The sequence below is a fragment of the Bacillus sp. LUNF1 genome, from assembly GCF_011008975.1.
GTDB lineage: Bacteria > Bacillota > Bacilli > Bacillales > Bacillaceae > Bacillus > Bacillus velezensis.
The window spans coordinates 2,222,197-2,239,680 of record NZ_CP048876.1 but is presented as its reverse complement, the minus strand read 5'-3'; the positions used below and the strand labels follow the sequence as shown (position 1 = coordinate 2,239,680).

Annotated in this window: 17 protein-coding genes and 1 riboswitch; of the genes, 15 read left to right on the top strand and 2 right to left on the bottom strand. The window is 46.4% G+C overall.

Annotated elements, in window-relative coordinates; all coding sequences use genetic code 11:
- The first annotated feature begins 57 nt into the window (after positions 1-57).
- The 12 genes from G4O42_RS10800 to G4O42_RS10745 all read left to right on the top strand — a co-directional run bounded on the left by G4O42_RS10800 (position 58) and on the right by G4O42_RS10745 (position 11,593).
- On the top strand, positions 58-543 hold the full coding sequence (locus G4O42_RS10800; protein WP_003153380.1) for a DUF3907 family protein: 486 nt from the start codon (positions 58-60) through the stop codon (positions 541-543).
- 112 nt (positions 544-655) lie between these two features.
- Positions 656-1,807, top strand: coding sequence for a D-alanyl-D-alanine carboxypeptidase family protein (locus G4O42_RS10795; RefSeq protein ID WP_020956018.1), 1,152 nt, complete (start codon positions 656-658; stop codon positions 1,805-1,807).
- A complete protein-coding gene (locus tag G4O42_RS10790) occupies positions 1,795-2,385 on the top strand; it encodes a nucleoside recognition domain-containing protein (RefSeq protein WP_003153385.1) in 591 nt (196 codons plus the stop codon). Before G4O42_RS10795 ends, G4O42_RS10790 begins: the two co-directional genes overlap by 13 nt.
- A gap of 4 nt (positions 2,386-2,389) precedes the next feature.
- Positions 2,390-2,926 (top strand): spore maturation protein SpmB, encoded by a 537-nt coding sequence (gene spmB / locus G4O42_RS10785; protein ID WP_003153387.1) that lies wholly within the window; start codon positions 2,390-2,392, stop codon positions 2,924-2,926.
- Between the two features lie 93 nt (positions 2,927-3,019).
- Complete coding sequence (rluB, locus tag G4O42_RS10780) at positions 3,020-3,754, top strand: 23S rRNA pseudouridine(2605) synthase RluB (protein ID WP_007612296.1); 735 nt, start codon at positions 3,020-3,022, stop codon at positions 3,752-3,754.
- 84 nt (positions 3,755-3,838) lie between these two features.
- Positions 3,839-4,378 carry a thiol-disulfide oxidoreductase ResA gene (gene resA, locus G4O42_RS10775; protein WP_003153391.1) on the top strand — a complete coding sequence of 180 codons (540 nt, stop codon included), beginning with the start codon at positions 3,839-3,841 and terminating at the stop codon, positions 4,376-4,378.
- Entirely contained in the window at positions 4,375-6,003 is a 1,629-nt protein-coding gene (gene resB / locus G4O42_RS10770; protein ID WP_032873231.1) for a cytochrome c biogenesis protein ResB, read from the top strand. Before resA ends, resB begins: the two co-directional genes overlap by 4 nt.
- An 18-nt stretch (positions 6,004-6,021) precedes the next feature.
- Positions 6,022-7,197 (top strand): c-type cytochrome biogenesis protein CcsB, encoded by a 1,176-nt coding sequence (gene ccsB / locus G4O42_RS10765; protein ID WP_032873233.1) that lies wholly within the window; start codon positions 6,022-6,024, stop codon positions 7,195-7,197.
- An 81-nt stretch (positions 7,198-7,278) separates the two neighbouring features.
- Positions 7,279-8,001 carry a DNA-binding response regulator ResD gene (gene resD, locus G4O42_RS10760; RefSeq protein WP_003153397.1) on the top strand — a complete coding sequence of 241 codons (723 nt, stop codon included), beginning with the start codon at positions 7,279-7,281 and terminating at the stop codon, positions 7,999-8,001.
- Positions 7,998-9,779, top strand: a complete 1,782-nt coding sequence (locus G4O42_RS10755; protein ID WP_007409435.1) for an ATP-binding protein — start codon at positions 7,998-8,000, stop codon at positions 9,777-9,779. Before resD ends, G4O42_RS10755 begins: the two co-directional genes overlap by 4 nt.
- A 190-nt stretch (positions 9,780-9,969) precedes the next feature.
- The gene (sigX, locus tag G4O42_RS10750) at positions 9,970-10,554 is read left to right on the top strand and encodes an RNA polymerase sigma factor SigX (RefSeq protein WP_003153399.1); all 585 of its coding nucleotides are present in this window, start codon (positions 9,970-9,972) and stop codon (positions 10,552-10,554) included.
- Entirely contained in the window at positions 10,490-11,593 is a 1,104-nt protein-coding gene (locus G4O42_RS10745; protein WP_456305001.1) for a sugar dehydratase, read from the top strand. The genes sigX and G4O42_RS10745 overlap by 65 nt, the downstream gene beginning before the upstream one ends.
- A 45-nt stretch (positions 11,594-11,638) precedes the next feature.
- On the opposite strand, the gene serA is transcribed toward G4O42_RS10745, so the two are convergent.
- Complete coding sequence (gene serA, locus G4O42_RS10740) at positions 11,639-13,216, bottom strand: phosphoglycerate dehydrogenase (RefSeq protein WP_032873237.1); 1,578 nt, start codon at positions 13,214-13,216, stop codon at positions 11,639-11,641.
- Between the two features lie 206 nt (positions 13,217-13,422).
- Positions 13,423-13,557, top strand: a riboswitch (FMN riboswitch).
- A gap of 147 nt (positions 13,558-13,704) precedes the next feature.
- On the opposite strand from serA, the gene G4O42_RS10735 reads away from it, so the two are divergent.
- Entirely contained in the window at positions 13,705-14,277 is a 573-nt protein-coding gene (locus G4O42_RS10735; protein ID WP_003153402.1) for a riboflavin transporter FmnP, read from the top strand.
- Between the two features lie 136 nt (positions 14,278-14,413).
- On the opposite strand, the gene G4O42_RS10730 is transcribed toward G4O42_RS10735, so the two are convergent.
- Positions 14,414-14,662 carry a ferredoxin gene (locus G4O42_RS10730; protein WP_003153403.1) on the bottom strand — a complete coding sequence of 83 codons (249 nt, stop codon included), beginning with the start codon at positions 14,660-14,662 and terminating at the stop codon, positions 14,414-14,416.
- A gap of 268 nt (positions 14,663-14,930) precedes the next feature.
- On the opposite strand from G4O42_RS10730, the gene G4O42_RS10725 reads away from it, so the two are divergent.
- Positions 14,931-15,989 (top strand): YpbB family protein, encoded by a 1,059-nt coding sequence (locus G4O42_RS10725; protein ID WP_032873240.1) that lies wholly within the window; start codon positions 14,931-14,933, stop codon positions 15,987-15,989.
- Positions 15,982-17,472, top strand: a complete 1,491-nt coding sequence (locus G4O42_RS10720) for a RecQ family ATP-dependent DNA helicase (protein WP_032873242.1) — start codon at positions 15,982-15,984, stop codon at positions 17,470-17,472. Before G4O42_RS10725 ends, G4O42_RS10720 begins: the two co-directional genes overlap by 8 nt.
- Positions 17,473-17,484 lie beyond the last annotated feature (12 nt).

The following is a 17,484-nucleotide window of genomic DNA, read 5'->3' as shown; positions in this document are numbered from 1 at the left end:
GGCCATTGATGAATGACGCAAATGACGACGTACAAGAGAGGAAGGAAACGGACGGAAATGGGAAATTCGATTGTGAGGGCCCATACTGAAGAAACTGGTGAATTTTTAGCCGAGGTTGTCACGATGGTCAGCAGCTATTTAAATCATACAACATTGCCGGAGATGCGGGCTCAAGGAGAGGCGGATGAGGCATACTGCCGCGACGTGCTCAGTGTGCTGAGGAGGATGACCGTCTTTTGCGAAGGCGCCCAGGAAGCCTGCAGGCGGCTTTTAATGCAGGAGCCGTTTCATGAGGTGAGAGCGGAAAAAACGCTGTATAAAGTGTATCATCAGTGCGTGGAAGAGTTTTTCATGCCGAAAAAGGATACATGGTACGAAAACAGCCGCGCCGCTTATACAGGCCAAAGCGCGATTGAATTCTACCAGCAAGTGCCGGACTCGCTGCGGAGCCTTCTGCTTTCGCTCAGCAGTGAATTTCTGCGCATGCGGGAAGAATTAGCGCAATATGAAGCATCAGGCTCAAATATGGCATCAGTCAGATAAAAACTCTTCCTTTTGGGAGAGTTTTTTTATGTGAAAGTGACGCAATTGGTATTCATAAGTCATGGACATGCGCATAAACTTGTACAAACCCACAACAAGGACGTGAGCATTCATGCGCTTTCTCAAAAAAGCTGCCGTATTTCTTTTGACTTTTGTTATTCTTTTTTCCATTACAGACGGCAATACGGCACATGCCCAAATACATGTCAGCGCAAAAAGCGCGATTATAATCGACGGAGCATCTGGCAGGGTGTTATTCGCCAAGGATGAACATCATAAGCGGCGGATTGCAAGCATTACGAAAATCATGACGGCGGTGCTGGCGATTGAATCAGGGAAGATGGAAGAGACCGTGACGGTTTCCCCGAATGCCGTAAAAACGGAAGGCTCAGCCATTTATCTTCAGCCGGGACAAAAAGTGAAGCTGAAAGATCTCGTATACGGGCTTATGCTGAGATCAGGAAATGACGCCGCTGCAGCAATAGCTGAATATGTCGGCGGAAGCCTTGACGGTTTTGTATTTATGATGAACAAAAAAGCCGAGCAAATCGGGATGGAAAATACAAAATTTCAAAATCCGCACGGACTGGACGACCATGAAAATTTATATTCAACGGCGTATGACATGGCGCTTTTGACTAAATATGCGATGAAAATCAAGGAATACCGGACCGTTTCAGGCACAAAAGTGTATAAGGCGGAAACGATGGACCGGGTATGGAAAAATAAAAACAAGCTTCTGACTGGGCTCTACCGTTACAGCACAGGCGGAAAAACGGGTTACACAAAAATCGCGAAACGGACGCTCGTCTCGACGGCCTCAAAAGACGGTACGGATCTCATCGCGGTCACCATAAATGATCCGGATGATTGGGATGATCATATGAATATGTTTAATTATGTCTTTGATCACTATAAAACCTATGTCGTCGCCAAAAAAGGCGGCATTCCGAAGCTGAAAAAGACGTTTTACGGAAAGCGCGCTTTTATTGCCCGGGATGTCAAATATTTGTTAAAAGAGGATGAAATCGACGATGTGAAAATCCGCACAACCTTAATAAAACCGAAAAAAGCCTGGAAAAAGGACGCCTCTCTCATTCCTGATGTCGTCGGCCGGATGACTGTTATGCATGATGGGAAAGTGATCGCCAAGATCCCCGTCTATTATGAAAACGAGCGCCATAAAAAACCGAAAAAGCATTTCATTGAGACGTTTACGAGCCTGTTTATGAGCGCGGCGGGCGGTTCGTCATGGTCAATTTAATCTGGGTATGTCTGACGGTAATCGGACTTGTCTTTGCGATGTTTAACGGTACCTTGCAGGATGTGAATGAAGCCGTTTTTAAAGGAGCGAAAGAAGCGGTTACGATCTCGTTCGGATTAATGAGCGTTCTCGTGTTCTGGCTCGGCCTGATGAAAATAGCCGAGCAGTCCGGCCTTTTGGATATATTCAGCAGAATGTGCCGCCCGTTTATTTCTAAGCTGTTTCCCGATATTCCCCCTGATCATCCGGCGATGGGATACATCTTATCAAATCTCATGGCAAACTTTTTCGGACTGGGAAATGCGGCGACACCGCTCGGCATTAAAGCCATGGAGCAGATGAAAAAGCTGAATGGAGGTAAGTCTGAGGCCAGCCGTTCCATGATTACCTTTTTGGCGGTAAATACTTCGAGTATTACATTGATACCGACAACCGTCATTGCCGTGCGCATGGCTTACTCGGCGAAATCACCGACCGATATCGTCGGGCCGACCATCTTAGCGACTTTAATTTCGGGAATCGGCGCGATTTTCATTGACCGCTACTTCTGGTACCGCCGCAAAAGAAAAGGGAGGTAAGCGAATGGAAATGGTGAATTGGCTGTCTTTAGCCATGATTCCGATTATTATCGCCGGTATATTGATATACGGCACGATCAAAAAAGTGCCGACGTATGAATCATTCGTTGAAGGCGGAAAAGAAGGAATTGAGATAGCGTTTTCCATCATTCCCTATTTGGTCGGGATGCTGGTGGCGATTACCGTATTCCGGGCCTCGGGCGCGCTGGATTTTGTCATGGGGCTGTGCAAGCCTTTCTTTACAGCGCTCGGCATTCCCGCAGAAGTCGTGCCGCTTGCTCTGATCCGCCCGATTTCGGGGACGGCGGCGCTCGGCATGACGACAGATCTGATCGCCGTGTACGGGCCTGATTCATTTATCGGCAGGCTGGCTTCGGTCATGCAGGGATCGACTGACACGACGCTGTATGTCCTGACGGTGTATTTCGGGGCGGTCGGCATCAAAAAAATGGGGGATGCTTTAAAGGTTGGTCTTCTCGCTGATTTGATCGGGGTGGTTGCATCAATCATCATAGTTACGTTATTATTTGGAAGCGCCTGAAATCAGGCGCTTTTTATATATCAAAATAACTCTCCTTGAAAAAGCTTGTTTGTTCAGGGGGAAAAAAGTAAGATTATACTTGAGGTGAACGACATGGAAAGACTGCAAAAAGTTATTGCTCATGCCGGCGTGGCATCACGCAGAAAGGCGGAAGAGCTGATAAAAGAAGGAAAAGTAAAGGTGAATGGAAAAGTAATAACAGAACTCGGCGTAAAAGTGACCGGTTCTGATCAGATTGAAGTAAACGGATTAAAGGTGGAGCGGGAAGAACCCGTGTACTTTCTGCTTTATAAACCGAGAGGAGTGATCTCAGCAGCTGATGACGACAAAGGGCGGAAAGTGGTGACCGACTTTTTCAAAGAAGTGCCGCAGCGCATTTATCCGATCGGCAGGCTTGATTATGATACGAGCGGACTTTTATTGCTGACAAATGACGGCGAGTTTGCCAACAAACTCATGCATCCGAAATACGAAATTGATAAGACGTACGTCGCCAAAGTGAAGGGGATTCCTTCCAAGGAACTTTTGAGAAAGCTTGAGCGCGGCATTCAGCTTGAAGAAGGCAAGACGGCGCCGGCCAGAGCGAAAATGCTTTCCCTGGACAAAAGAAAGCAGACGAGCATCATTCAGCTGACGATTCATGAAGGACGGAACAGACAGGTCCGCCGCATGTTCGAGGCGATCGGTCATGACGTGCTGAAACTAAAACGTGAAGAATACGCATTTTTAGATTTAAGAGGCCTGCGCACAGGAGACGCAAGAGAATTGTCGCCGCATGAGGTGAAAAGGCTGCGGGCTTTAGCTGAACACGGTAAAAACGCTTTCTAATTTTCACATAACCTTCAAAAATTACAAAACGTGTTGATGATATAATTGAATGGATTTGCAGGCAGGGGAGGGGAGCAGTGTACAATGAACAAAAAACGGCGGCGTTTATTCATTCGGACCGGCATCCTTCTCATCTTACTCTGCGCGCTCGGATATACCATCTATAATGCTGTTTACACAAACGGCGAGCGTATATCTGAGGGGTCCAAAGCCCCGAATTTCGCGCTGAAAGATACAGAGGGCAGACTCATAGAACTGAGTCAGTTAAAAGGAAAAGGCGTTTTTCTGAATTTCTGGGGAACGTGGTGCGAGCCGTGCAAGCAGGAATTTCCCTACATGGAGAATCAATACAAGCATTTTAAAGACCTCGGTGTCGAGGTGGTTGCGGTAAATGTCGGCGAATCAAAAATTGCAGTACATAACTTTATGAAAACATACGGCGTCAATTTCCCGGTTGCGCTCGATACTGACCGGCAAGTGCTGGACGCGTACGGCGTATCACCTATTCCGACGACATTTTTGATCAATCCCGACGGAAAAGTCGTGAAAGTGGTGACCGGCACGATGACAGAACGCATGGTTCATGACTATATGAATTTAATTAAGCCGGAGGCGTCTTCATGAAAAAGGTCAAATGTGAATGCGGGCACGTGAATCCAGCCGGGACGGTTTTATGCGAGTCGTGCGGGAAGCCGCTTGATGATCAAAAATCGCTGCTTGCGGATATGCGGTACGACGGCAGCGCAAGGCGTTCGCAAACATATAACAAAACAATCGTAGATAAGGTATGGAACTTCTTTTCTTCCGTAAAAGTCGGAATATGGCTGATCGTCATTACTCTGGCGGCGTCTGCTTTCGGCACGGTTTTTCCGCAGGAAGCTTATCTGCCGCCGGGCGCCCAGCCGGATACATATTATGAACAGCAGTACGGCATAATCGGCCAAATGTATTATCTGCTGGGATTTCATCACCTGTACGGCTCATGGTGGTATATGCTCCTGATCGCATCCATTGGCATATCACTGGTCATCTGCAGTCTGGATCGGGTGATTCCTTTGTACAGAGCGCTGAAAAATCAAGGAGTTCGGCGGAATCCGATCTTTTTGAAGAGGCAGCGTCTATACAGCCGGACAGAAACCGAGCTGAGCGGGGATGCGGCTGATAGCCTCAGAACACGATTGAAAAAAAAGCATTATAGAGTGCGAGAACAAGAGGGAAGCATTCTGGCGGAAAAAGGCCGTTTTTCAAGGTGGGGGCCCTACGTCAATCATATCGGTCTGATCATTTTTCTGATCGGAGCCATGCTGAGATTTGTACCCGGTATGTATGTCGATGAAACGCTCTGGGTCCGTGAAGGCGAAACCGCTCAGATCCCCGGCACTGATGGCAAGTATTACTTAAAAAACAACCGGTTCACGATGCAGACATATAACAAAGACACCGAGAAAAAAGTATTCGCCGACGCCATTGACAGAGCCGGAAACGGCAAAGTCGCCAAATCCTTCACAACGGACGCGGTTTTGTACAAGAGGGAAGGCGACATTGTATTCGGCGAAAAGCCGAAGCTTAAAAGAGTCAAAGAAAACAATATCCGCGTCAATGAACCGCTTCGCTTTGACTCCTATTCTGTGTATCAGGTGGACTATAAAGAAAACCAGCTCGATCAGATGGTATTTCAGCTGATCGACCAAAAAACAAAACAGTCATTTGGCAAACTGAAGATCAATCTTCTTGATCCCGACACGGACTATGATCTTGGTAACGGTTACAAAGTGCAGATCGCCAGTTATCTTCCTGATTTTTATTTTAACAAGGACGGAGAACCGAGCACGAAAACGAAGGTTCCTAACAATCCGGCTTTTGTCTTTAAAATCACGGCTCCTGACAAGCCGAAAGGGGAGAAAAGTTTTGTTGCGATTCAGCAGACTGTTGAAGGTTCCGAAAGTAACAAGTACAAATTAAAATTCGACCATGTGGAAACGAAAAACATTACAGGACTCACCGTCAGAAAAGACTTAACCTTATGGGTGCTTGCCGTCGGCGGCGCGATCTTTATGATCGGCGTCATTCAAGGAATGTACTGGCAGCACAGAAGGATCTGGATCAAAACAGGTGATCATGAAGTGCTTGTGGCGGGACATACGAACAAAAACTGGTTCGGTCTGAAAAAGGATATCGAATTTGTTCTTAGCGGGACCGGGATTCAAGAGCCGGCCGATCAAAAAGAATTGGCCAAAAATCAGGCCTAGTGAAAAAGGAGTGGTGTCATGGCGGAGCTGAGCGCAAATTTTCTTTATGCTGCCTTTTTGATTTATTTAATTGCCGTCCCTGTTTTCGGCGGCGCCATCCGGGGAACAAAAGGTGCTAAGGACGGTAAGGGCCGCTGGTCGGCTATCGGAATCACGTTAACCATTTTCGGATTTCTTTGTCATCTCGGCTACTTCATTGCGAGATGGTCGGCAAGCGGACATGCGCCTGTCAGCAATATGTTTGAATTTACGACGTCATTCGGCATGATGCTTGTTCTCGCTTTTATTATTATTTACTTTATTTACAGACTGCCTTCATTAGGCATGTTCACATTGTCTATCGCGCTTTTGCTTATCGCATATGCAAGCATGTTTCCGACAGACATTACACCGCTTATTCCGTCACTGCAGAGCAATTGGCTGTACATTCACGTCACGACGGCGGCGCTCGGGCAGGCGATTCTTGCGATCAGTTTTGTAGCCGGCGTCATTTTCCTGTTAAAGCATGTCGACCAATCCAGACCGGGCAAAAAAACGTTCTGGCTTGAAGTCATCATGTTTATACTCGTGACGACCGTGGCATTTATCGCCGTCACGTCGGCATTCCGGCTGGCGGACTACAAAGCTGAATTTAATTGGGTGGATAAAAAAGAAGCCAAAAGCGTCATGATATATGATATGCCTGCGCTTGTCGGCCCGCATGAGGGAGAACTGCTTACGGAAGGCGCAATGAAGCCGCTTATTGAGCTTCCGGCCATTTTTTCAGGCAGAAAGGTCAATACGGTGATCTGGTCGTTTGGCGCAGGTCTCGTTTTATACGGTGGGCTCAGGCTGATATTCAGAAAGAGAATCAGCGCTCTTATCAGCCCGCTCGTCAAAAATGTGAATCTGGACTTGGTCGATGAAGTCGGCTACCGCGCTGTTTCCATCGGTTTTCCGGTATTCACACTCGGCGCGCTTGTGTTTGCGATGATTTGGGCGCAGCTTGCATGGACGCGTTTTTGGGGCTGGGACCCGAAGGAAGTATGGGCGCTGATCACCTTTTTATTTTACGCAGCGTATTTGCACTTGCGGCTGTCAAGAGGCTGGCATGGCGAAAAGTCCGCGTGGCTTGCCGTCATCGGCTTCGCCATTATTATGTTTAACTTAATTTTTGTGAATCTCGTGCTTGCCGGACTTCATTCGTACGCATAGATGCAAAAAGCCGATACAGTTCTCAAGCTGCCGCACAGTTTGTTAAAATGAAAGTAACAGAAGGAAAGCAGGGGGAAAACGATGGATCAAACAAATGAAACTAAAATATTAGTAGTAGATGATGAAGCCAGAATTCGACGCCTTTTAAGAATGTACCTTGAACGGGAAAACTATGTGATTGAAGAAGCGGAAAACGGCGACGAGGCCATTAAAATGGGGCTGGCATCAGATTATGATCTGGTGCTCTTGGATTTAATGATGCCGGGAACGGACGGAATCGAAGTATGCCGGCAGCTCAGAGAAAAAAAAGCGACGCCGATTATCATGCTGACGGCAAAAGGGGAAGAAGCCAACCGCGTCCAGGGGTTTGAAGCGGGTACGGACGATTATATCGTCAAGCCTTTCAGCCCGAGAGAAGTGGTGCTTCGGGTAAAGGCGCTTTTAAGAAGGGCTTCCCAAACATCTTATCTGACAGCCAATACCCCGACAAAAAATGTTCTCGTCTTTTCGCATCTATCCATTGATCACGATGCTCACAGGGTGACTGCGGACGGCACGGAGGTGAGCCTGACGCCGAAGGAATATGAACTGCTGTACTTCCTGGCGAAAACACCGGACAAAGTGTACGACAGGGAAAAGCTTTTAAAAGAAGTGTGGCAGTATGAATTTTTCGGAGACCTCAGAACGGTGGACACCCATGTCAAACGGCTCCGTGAAAAATTAAATAAAGTGTCCCCGGGAGCGGCGAAAAAAATCGTCACCGTATGGGGAGTCGGATACAAATTTGAGGTAGGCGCTGAATGAAGTTTTGGAAAAGCGTAGTAGGAAAGCTTTGGTTTACCATTCTTTCACTCGTGTTAATTGTTTTATTTATTTTAACGGTGCTGCTTCTGGAATTTATAGAAAATTACCACGTTGAAGAAGCGGAAAAAGATTTAACGCAGCTTGCCGATAAAATTGCGGTCATAATAGAAAATCATGAAGACCAGCCGCTTGCCAGATCCATCACGTGGGAACTGGCGGACAATTTAACGAGCATCGCGATCATTCAGGATGATAAGCATGTCTGGTATTCGCCCAATGACGATAATCATTTATCCTCTATTACATTAGAGCAGATCAAACATGACCGGGATCTGCACAAGGCGCTGACAGACCGCAAAAAAGTAAGCAAACGCGCGGTCCCCAACAATGCCGGTTCGGATAACGAACGGCTGATCGTCGGAGTGCCGTATGAAAAAGACGGCAAAAAAGGCATGGTCTTTTTATCCCAATCGCTGCTTGCCGTCAAAGATACGACGAAACATACAACACGCTATATTTTTCTTGCGGCGGGCATTGCCATCGTCCTGACAACGTTTTTCGCGTTCTTTTTATCCAGCAGGGTGACATATCCCCTTCGGAAAATGCGGGAAGGCGCCCAAGACTTGGCGAAAGGAAAGTTTGATACAAAAATTCCGATTCTGACCCAAGATGAAATCGGGGAACTGGCCATTGCCTTTAATCAGATGGGACGGCAGCTCAATTTCCATATTAACGCGCTGAATCAGGAAAAAGAACAGCTGTCCAATATTTTAAGCAGTATGGCAGACGGGGTCATCACCATTAATATCGACGGCACCATTTTGGTGACCAACCCGCCGGCCGAACGTTTTCTGCAGGCATGGTATTATGAGCAGAACATGAACATTAAAGAAGGAGATAACCTTCCCCCTGAAGCAAAAGAGCTATTTCAAAATGCAGTGAACACAGAAAAAGAGCAAATGATTGAAATGACGCTTCAAGGAAGGTCATGGGTTTTATTGATGTCGCCTCTTTATGCGGAATCACACGTCCGCGGCGCCGTGGCCGTGCTCCGTGATATGACCGAAGAGCGCAGGCTCGATAAATTGCGTGAAGACTTCATTGCCAATGTCAGTCATGAGCTCAGAACCCCGATTTCTATGCTGCAGGGATACAGTGAAGCAATAGTGGACGACATTGCAAGCACCGAAGAGGAGAAAAAAGAAATCGCGCAGATCATTTATGATGAATCTCTTCGCATGGGCCGGCTCGTCAATGATTTGCTGGATTTGGCCAGAATGGAATCCGGACATACGGGCCTGCACTATGAAACGGTAAACCTGCATGAATTTCTGGAGAAGATCTCCCGCAAATTTTCCGGGGTAGCGAAGGAAAAAGGCGTTTCGCTCACAGAAGACATCTCGGTGTCTCAGCCGGAGTGTGTCTTTGACGAAGATAAAATGGAACAGGTGTTTACCAACCTTATAGATAATGCGCTGCGCCACACGGAGTCAGGCGGAAGCGTTCATATCGCGGCTCAGACCGTAAAAGACGGACTGAAAATCGATATCAAAGATTCCGGCTCTGGAATACCGGAAGAAGACCTGCCTTTTATTTTTGAACGTTTTTATAAAGCGGACAAAGCAAGAACAAGAGGCAGGGCGGGGACCGGACTCGGACTCGCCATCGTAAAAAATATCGTGGAAGCCCACGGCGGCTCAATTGCGGTTCACAGCAGCATCGACAAAGGGACGACGTTTACATTTTATATTCCGACAAAAGTGCAGGATGACGTCTGAAATTGACGAACAATCTTGTTCCATACGAAACACCCGCATGTTCTGCGGGTGTTTTTTATTTGTTTCTCCTTTAAAAATTTAAGAATATGTTAATATAAATTCCCTTCCAAATTCCAGTTTCTCGTAATATAGTTGTAATGTAACTTTTCAACGCATTTTTACGACAAAAAAGTGAACGGAGGGGTTTCCCATGGAAGAAACCTTTCAGATATTATATGATGCATACCATCAAGATTTATATCAATTTTTATTTTATATGGTAAAAGATAAGTCGCAGGCTGAAGATTTGACGCAGGAAGTGTATATCCGCGTCTTGAATTCCTATCATACATTTGAAGGAAGAAGCAGTGAAAAAACATGGCTGTTATCCATCGCACGCCATGTGGCGATTGACTGGTTCCGCAAGCAGCAGACGATCAGACAGCGTATTATGGGTACGTTTGATTGGGATACACAAGATGTCAGAGATCAGCATTTGCTTCCGGACGAACTCGCCGTACAGCATGAAAACGTCCGGGAAATTTATACCGCGCTTGATCATTGCACCATTGATCAAAGAGCTGTTATTATCTTGAGATTTATTCAGGGATATTCCATTCAGGAAACAGCCGCCGCTCTCCGCTTCTCGGAAAGCAAAGTCAAAACGACCCAACACAGAGGGCTCAAAATACTTCGGAAACAGATGGAGCTTTTGAGGGAGGAGCTAATGGATGATGAAGTCATATTGGAACGAAGAAAGAGTAGAGGAGTTGTTAAGACAACTTCCGGCGGTTAGAGATCATCGTTCACCCGAGGCCATTTACCGGAATATTGAAACAGGTAAACCGTACAGGAAAAAACCGGCCCGAAGCTGGATCGGCCCCGCCGCAGCCGGCGTCTGCGCATTGTGCATCGCTCTGATTATATCTCCTCACCTGATGACAAACAAATCTTCCGGTGATCTAACCGCTGACAGCCGCCAGACTGAAAAAGCCAGTCAGTCAGCTTCTGTCAAGCCGCCGGATCAGAAGACGTTCGTCGTCTCAAACCAAAACAAAAACAATTACATTACCTTGGCATTTGCCGATTCAGAAACATCCGCCGTCATTCCGGTCAGTTTTGAAAAAAAGAAGCCGGATGAATCGGTTTCAGAGGCTTTATCCGAAGCGGAAAACCTAGAAGTGCCCGAATCCTTCCTGTCTGTGCCGAACCTTTTGGACGGTGTGCAGGTAACGGCGGATAAGAAGGACTTGCTTGTGCAGGTAAACGGACGGTTCTCTATCGAATCAGTTGCCGATGCTGACTTATTGAAAAAGATGCTGAAAGAGACTTTGACATGGAGTCCTTACGAGCGGATTAAATTGAAAAAGGTTCAAAACGGAGCCGGACAGGATTTTTATAAATCTTACGGCATTTCCGCTGAGATGTCCGTACATAAACAGACAAACCGGGCGTATTTTTCTTACAGCGACAGTCTGGGACAAGAGTATCTCATCCCGTCTGAACAAACCTATTATTCAGTATATCAGGCTATTGACGGGATGAAGACAACAGACGGAGGCTCACAGACCGCGAGCATTATAGAAGCAGATGCGATTGCATCGGTATCGGAAAGGGAAGACGGTGAGCAGCTGCGGATTCAATTGTCCGAAAAACATACGGTTGAAGATTCGCTGGAAGGGATTTTAATGATCGAAGGGCTTCTGTTAACTGCGAAGGAATTCGGTTATTCTGAGGTGCTGTTCACACATGCGCATACAAAGAAAATCGGTAATTATGATGTGACAAAACCTATCGCTGTGCCTGCCGCGCCTAATCCGCTTCCAAGCCATTAAACGTAAAAAACCCAAAACATATGAATGTTTTGGGTTTTTTGTTGGTTACGGAAGGTCAATCAGTTTAACGGAAACAATATCCTGAATTGAAGTCAGCTCATTGACGACTTTATCATCTAAATGTTTATCAAAAGAAAGCATCATAATGGCTTCTCCGCCTTTTTCTTTACGGCCTACCTGCATGGTAGCGATATTGATATCGTTATCGCCGAGGATGCGTCCGACGCGTCCGATTACACCAGTCGTATCCTGGTGCTGGATATAAACGAGGTGGCCGGCAGGATTTAAGTCAATATTAAAGCCGTTCAGTTCAACGATTCGTTCACCGAAGTGAGGGATATACGTAGCCGTTAACGTAAATGTGCTCCGGTCTCCGGTTACTTTTACGCTGATGCAGTTATCATATCCTGATTCATTGGAGGAAATCTTCTCGCTGAAGCTGATTCCGCGTTCTTTTGCTACACCGCCGGCGTTCACTTCATTGACCGTTGAGTCTACACGCGGTTTTAAGAAACCGGACAGCAGGCTTTTTGTAATAAATGATGTTTCAAGTTTGGCGATGGTGCCTTCATATTGAATCGCAACATCTTTGACGGGTTCCTTCATACATTGTGATACGAGACTTCCGATTTTATCAGCAATTTGGTGATAAGGCTGGATTTTTTTGAATTCATCTTTCGTCATCGCAGGCAGGTTGATCGCTGACATGACAGGCAGACCTTTTGCAAACTGCAGCACTTCTTCAGAAACCTGTGCCGCGACATTCAGCTGTGCTTCTTTCGTTGAAGCGCCTAAGTGAGGTGTGGCGATCACCAGCGGATGGTCGGGAAGCTTTGATTCAACTGGCGGTTCCACTTCAAACACGTCAAGGGCAGCGCCTGCGACATGGCCGCTTTCCAGCGCTTCCAAAAGCGCCGCTTCATCAATAATACCGCCTCTTGCGCAGTTGATAAGACGGACGCCTTTTTTCGTTTTGGCAATGGTTTCTCTGTTAAGCAGTCCTTTTGTTTCCTTTGTTAAAGGCGTGTGGACGGTAATGATATCCGCGCTTTCAAGCACTTCTTCGAATGTCCGGCTGTTTACGCCGATTTTGCCGGCTCTCTCTTCGGTTAAGAAAGGATCGAATACATGAACCGTCATACCGAACGCTCTGGCGCGCTGGGCAATCTCGCTTCCGATCCGGCCCAGACCGACAATGCCTAAAGTCTTTCCGTAGAGCTCCGCCCCGACAAAAGCCGTCCGGTTCCATTCTCTAGATTTTACTGAGATATTGGCTTGCGGAATGTGTCTCATTAATGAAGAAATCATCGCGAATGTATGCTCTGCCGTTGAAATGGTGTTTCCATTCGGCGCGTTTATCACGATAACCCCATGTTTTGTGGCCTCATCAATGTCGATGTTGTCTACGCCGACACCGGCTCTGCCGACGATTTTTAAAGAGGTCATTTTTTTAAACAATTCTTCGGTTACTTTCGTGGCACTGCGGACTAACAGGGCATCAAAGGTATGTAATTCTTCTTCTGCATCCGCGACGTTTTTTTGAACAATTTCTATAAAGTCTGATTCCATCAGCGGCTTTAAGCCGTCATTGCTCATCTTATCTGAGACCAAAACTCGAAACATTGTTAGATTTCCTCCTAGTTTAGCTGACTAAATATCTGATAATTTATCATATTCTCAATAGAGTGTCAATGTGTATTGACGCAGTAAAGGAGAAAAGGAAACCGCTGAATCAGCTTAAATTGGGCTTCCCCAATATTTTATTTAAATTTGAGCAGTTCTCTATACAATTGCAATTTGATCATATATAATGTGAATAAATTCATAAGATCAATCTTCGGGGCAGGGTGAAATTCCCTACCGGCGGTGATGAGCATCATGCTCTAAGCCCGCGAGCTGCTTCGGCGGCAGGATCCGGTGAGATTCCGGAGCCGACAGTATAGTCTGGATGGGAGAAGATGGAGGTTCAGCAGACGTTTTGATGCTTATATCAAACGTTTCTTTGCCAAGCCTTAGTAAGCTCCCGCTTTTTAACAAAAGCGGTTTTTTTATTGGGGCGCAAAAGAACCTTTCCTCTTTTCGAGAGATTTGATCGAAAAGGAGAGAGCATTGTGAAAGTAAAAAAATTAGTTGTCATCAGTATGCTTAGCAGTATTGCTTTTGTGCTTATGCTGTTAAATTTCCCGTTTCCGGGTCTGCCGGATTATTTGAAAATTGATTTCAGTGACGTTCCTGCAATTATCGCCATTTTGGTTTACGGGCCTGCGGCGGGGATTGCGGTTGAAGCGATTAAAAATATTCTGCAGTATATCATTCAAGGAAGCATGGCCGGCGTGCCTGTCGGGCAGGCAGCCAATTTTATCGCGGGAACGCTGTTTATTCTGCCGACGGCGTTTATGTTTAAAAAGCTTAATTCTGCAAAAGGTCTTGCGGTGAGCCTGCTGGCCGGAACCGCGGCGATGACCGTGCTGATGAGTATTTTGAACTATATTCTTATCCTGCCCGCGTATACTTGGTTTTTACATTCACCGGCACTGTCAAACAGCCAGTTAAAAACGGCGGTTGTCGCAGGAATTCTGCCGTTTAACATTGTAAAAGGCATTATCATCACCATCGTCTTTACGTTCATCTTTACGAAGCTGAAACCTTGGATTGAACAAAAACGCAGCATCCAAACACAATAAAGATTGAAAGCGTCCGCTCTGTGAAAACAGCCGGACGCTTTTTTGTTTGTGCTGATCGGCAAAAAATAAGACTCCGGCCGATAACAGCCGGAGTCTTATTCAGGACGAAAAAGCTCCTCTCACGGGGAGGGCTTTTTTATTCGTATTTCAGCGGGTCGCCTTCGAACGGTTCATCCGCAACTTTGATTGAATCAGTAGGGCATCCTTCAAATGCGTCAATCATATCTTCTTCCAGAACTTCCGGAACTTCGACGACGCCTTTATTTTCGTCAAGCGTAACGAACGCAATGCCTTCATCATCATAATCATAAATGTCTGGTGCCGCAGCTCCGCAGGCGCCGCATGCAATACACGTATCTTTATCTACAATTGTGTACTTTGCCATGAATAAAACCTCCCAGATTGTTCGTGTTGGAACAAATGGTTTACCTTATATATTTTTAAATATAACACCTATTCCTCTTACTTATTGTAATGATGTTAGTGTCAAATTTCAACAGAAAAATGATTGAGAATGCTTATCACATAAGGGATTCTCTTTAGCACTTCCCCCTAAAAGATGACTTTAAACGTCAAATTTATATGAAAATCTGTTAAAATAAAAAGAACCAAAAAACGAAACTTGTCACAGAAGAAATGTAGGTGTGTTTAGATTGGCGATAAACTACTTTGATACCGTGGTTCTCGACTGTCTGGACAAAATAGACGGCGAACGGACTCCGAGTGCTGTGTTTCATTTATTAAAAGGAAAAAAGTCGTCTCAAACCATTCAGGATGCCGGCTTATTTCAGATCGCTAAATATTTCGGCATGGCTTCACAGTGTGAACGCGGCGATATTGCGGCTTCTTTGCATAAACTCACCGAGAACTCATACATCACAGCCGGAAAAGAAGAGGGAACGTGGAAAGTGACTGCGCGCGGCGTTCAAAGGCTTGAACGGGCGTTTGCCGAGCGGCCTTGGCCGAAGCACTGCCACGGCGCGAATTATCAAACGCCTGCTGTCACCCTGTGGAGGCGGCTTTCCCTGCTCATTCAAGTCCTGTCAAACAAAGAGCATCAATGCAGTCAATATATCCCGGTTACCAACGATGTGCAGACGCTGAGATGGGTCAAACGGTTCATGCGGAAAAACAGAGATGCTAAAGAGCTTTCCGTCCAAATGCATGACGCGCTGTTTCATCTTCTGCAAGGCGTAAGTGAACGGCAGGCGCTTATTTTTGTCTATTCTTTAACTTCATTCAACAGAATCGGCAAAACGAATAAGCAGCTCGCTCTCCAGCTGAACGAAGATGAATGGTATGTGTCCGTCCAGTTTTGGGGAGCGGTACATTATGTTATTCAATCGCTTCCGCAATGTGCATATCCCGCTCTGCGCGAGCTGTTGTCCGATCTGCAGGCGGAAAGCGCGCTGACACAGTCTGCCAGAAAAACCTTTGAGCTGTTGGAAAAAGGGTTTCCGATTGAACGGATCGCCGCGGTCAGAAATTTAAAAACTGCCACAATCGAAGATCATATCGTAGAAATATCATTGCATCAGCCTGCATTTTTTATAGAACAGTATCTTTCTGAAGAGGAACAGCGTATGATAACGGCATTTGCAAAACAGCATCAAACGAATAAAATTAAACGGATTCGCGAAGGAATGCAGATGCGCTTCAGCTATTTTCAGATCAGGCTGGCGCTGGCAAAGACGGTGAACCAGCATGACTGAGCTGCATAAAGCTTTATCCAAGTATTTTGGTTTGCATTCCTTTAAAAAAGGGCAGGAAGAGATTATGACTAGCGTGCTCCAAAAAAAGGATACGATCGCCATGCTTCCGACCGGCGGGGGAAAATCATTATGCTATCAGCTCCCGGGTTACATGATGGACGGGCTGGTGCTGATTATTTCGCCGCTCCTTTCATTAATGGAAGATCAGGTGCAGCAGCTGAAAGCGAAAGGAGAAAAGCGGGTTGCTGCATTAAACAGCATGCTGAATTCCGCAGAGCGGCATTTTATTCTCAGCAACATCAGCAGGTATAAATTTCTCTATATGTCCCCTGAAGCCCTTTCTTCACCTTATGTACTGAACCGTTTGAAAAACGTTCCGGTCAGTTTATTTGTTATTGATGAGGCTCATTGCATATCAGAATGGGGACATGATTTCAGGCCTGATTACTCGAAGCTCGGGCCTTTCAGGCAGGCACTCGGAAAGCCGCCTGTATTGGCGCTAACCGCAACAGCGACAAAAGAAACACTCAGAGACGTGACGGATGTGCTCGGACTTGAGCATGCGGTGCGTCATCTTTATTCAGTCAACCGGCCGAATATTCTCCTGGCGGCAGAACATTTGGCGGATAATGCCGAGAAAATAAGCAGGCTCACGGAGCTTGCCGAAAAGCTTGAAGGCCCGGGTATCATATATTGTCCGACCAGAAAATGGGCGGAAGAGCTTGCGGCTGAGCTGAATGAAAAAACGGGAAAGCGGACGGATTATTATCACGGCGGAATGGATACAGGGGACAGAATCTTAATCCAGCAGCAATTTATCCATAACCAGCTTGATTGCATCTGCTGTACCAATGCGTTCGGCATGGGTGTGGATAAGTCAGATATCCGCTTTGTCATTCACTTTTATCCTCCCCAAACGGCTGAGGCCTTTATGCAGGAAATCGGCAGAGCGGGACGCGACGGCAGCCCGAGTGTCAGTATTTTGCTGAGGGCGCCCGGCGATACCGAGCTTCAGCAGCAGATTATTCAGACAGAAAGCCTGTCTGATTATGATCTGGAAGGCATTCTGGCCGTCATACGGGATGCCGGTACGAGTGATGAACGAAAGCTTCGGGACGTTCTGATCAACAAGGGCGTCCAGGAAACACAGGCGCGAACGGCCGTCCATCTGTATCTGCAAGGAAAAACAACAAAAGAGCAGCTGCAGGAAGAACTGACATACCGCGTGGAAAAGAAGCTGCGTAAAATGAATCGTTTTTCGGCGTTATTAGAGCGGAAAGAATGTATAAGAGAAGCGCTGCTGTCTTATTTTGATGAATCGTATGAGCCTGAAGGTCAAACCGGACAATGCTGCAGCAGCTGCGGACTTGATCTGGCTCCGTACGAGCAAAAAGGAGAACGTAAAAATATGGAACGGTTTGAAGATTGGAAGCTGGAATTAGGCCGGATTTTCGGTTCAGAGTCTGCGGGTGAGTTCAGCTGAGACGGCAAAGCG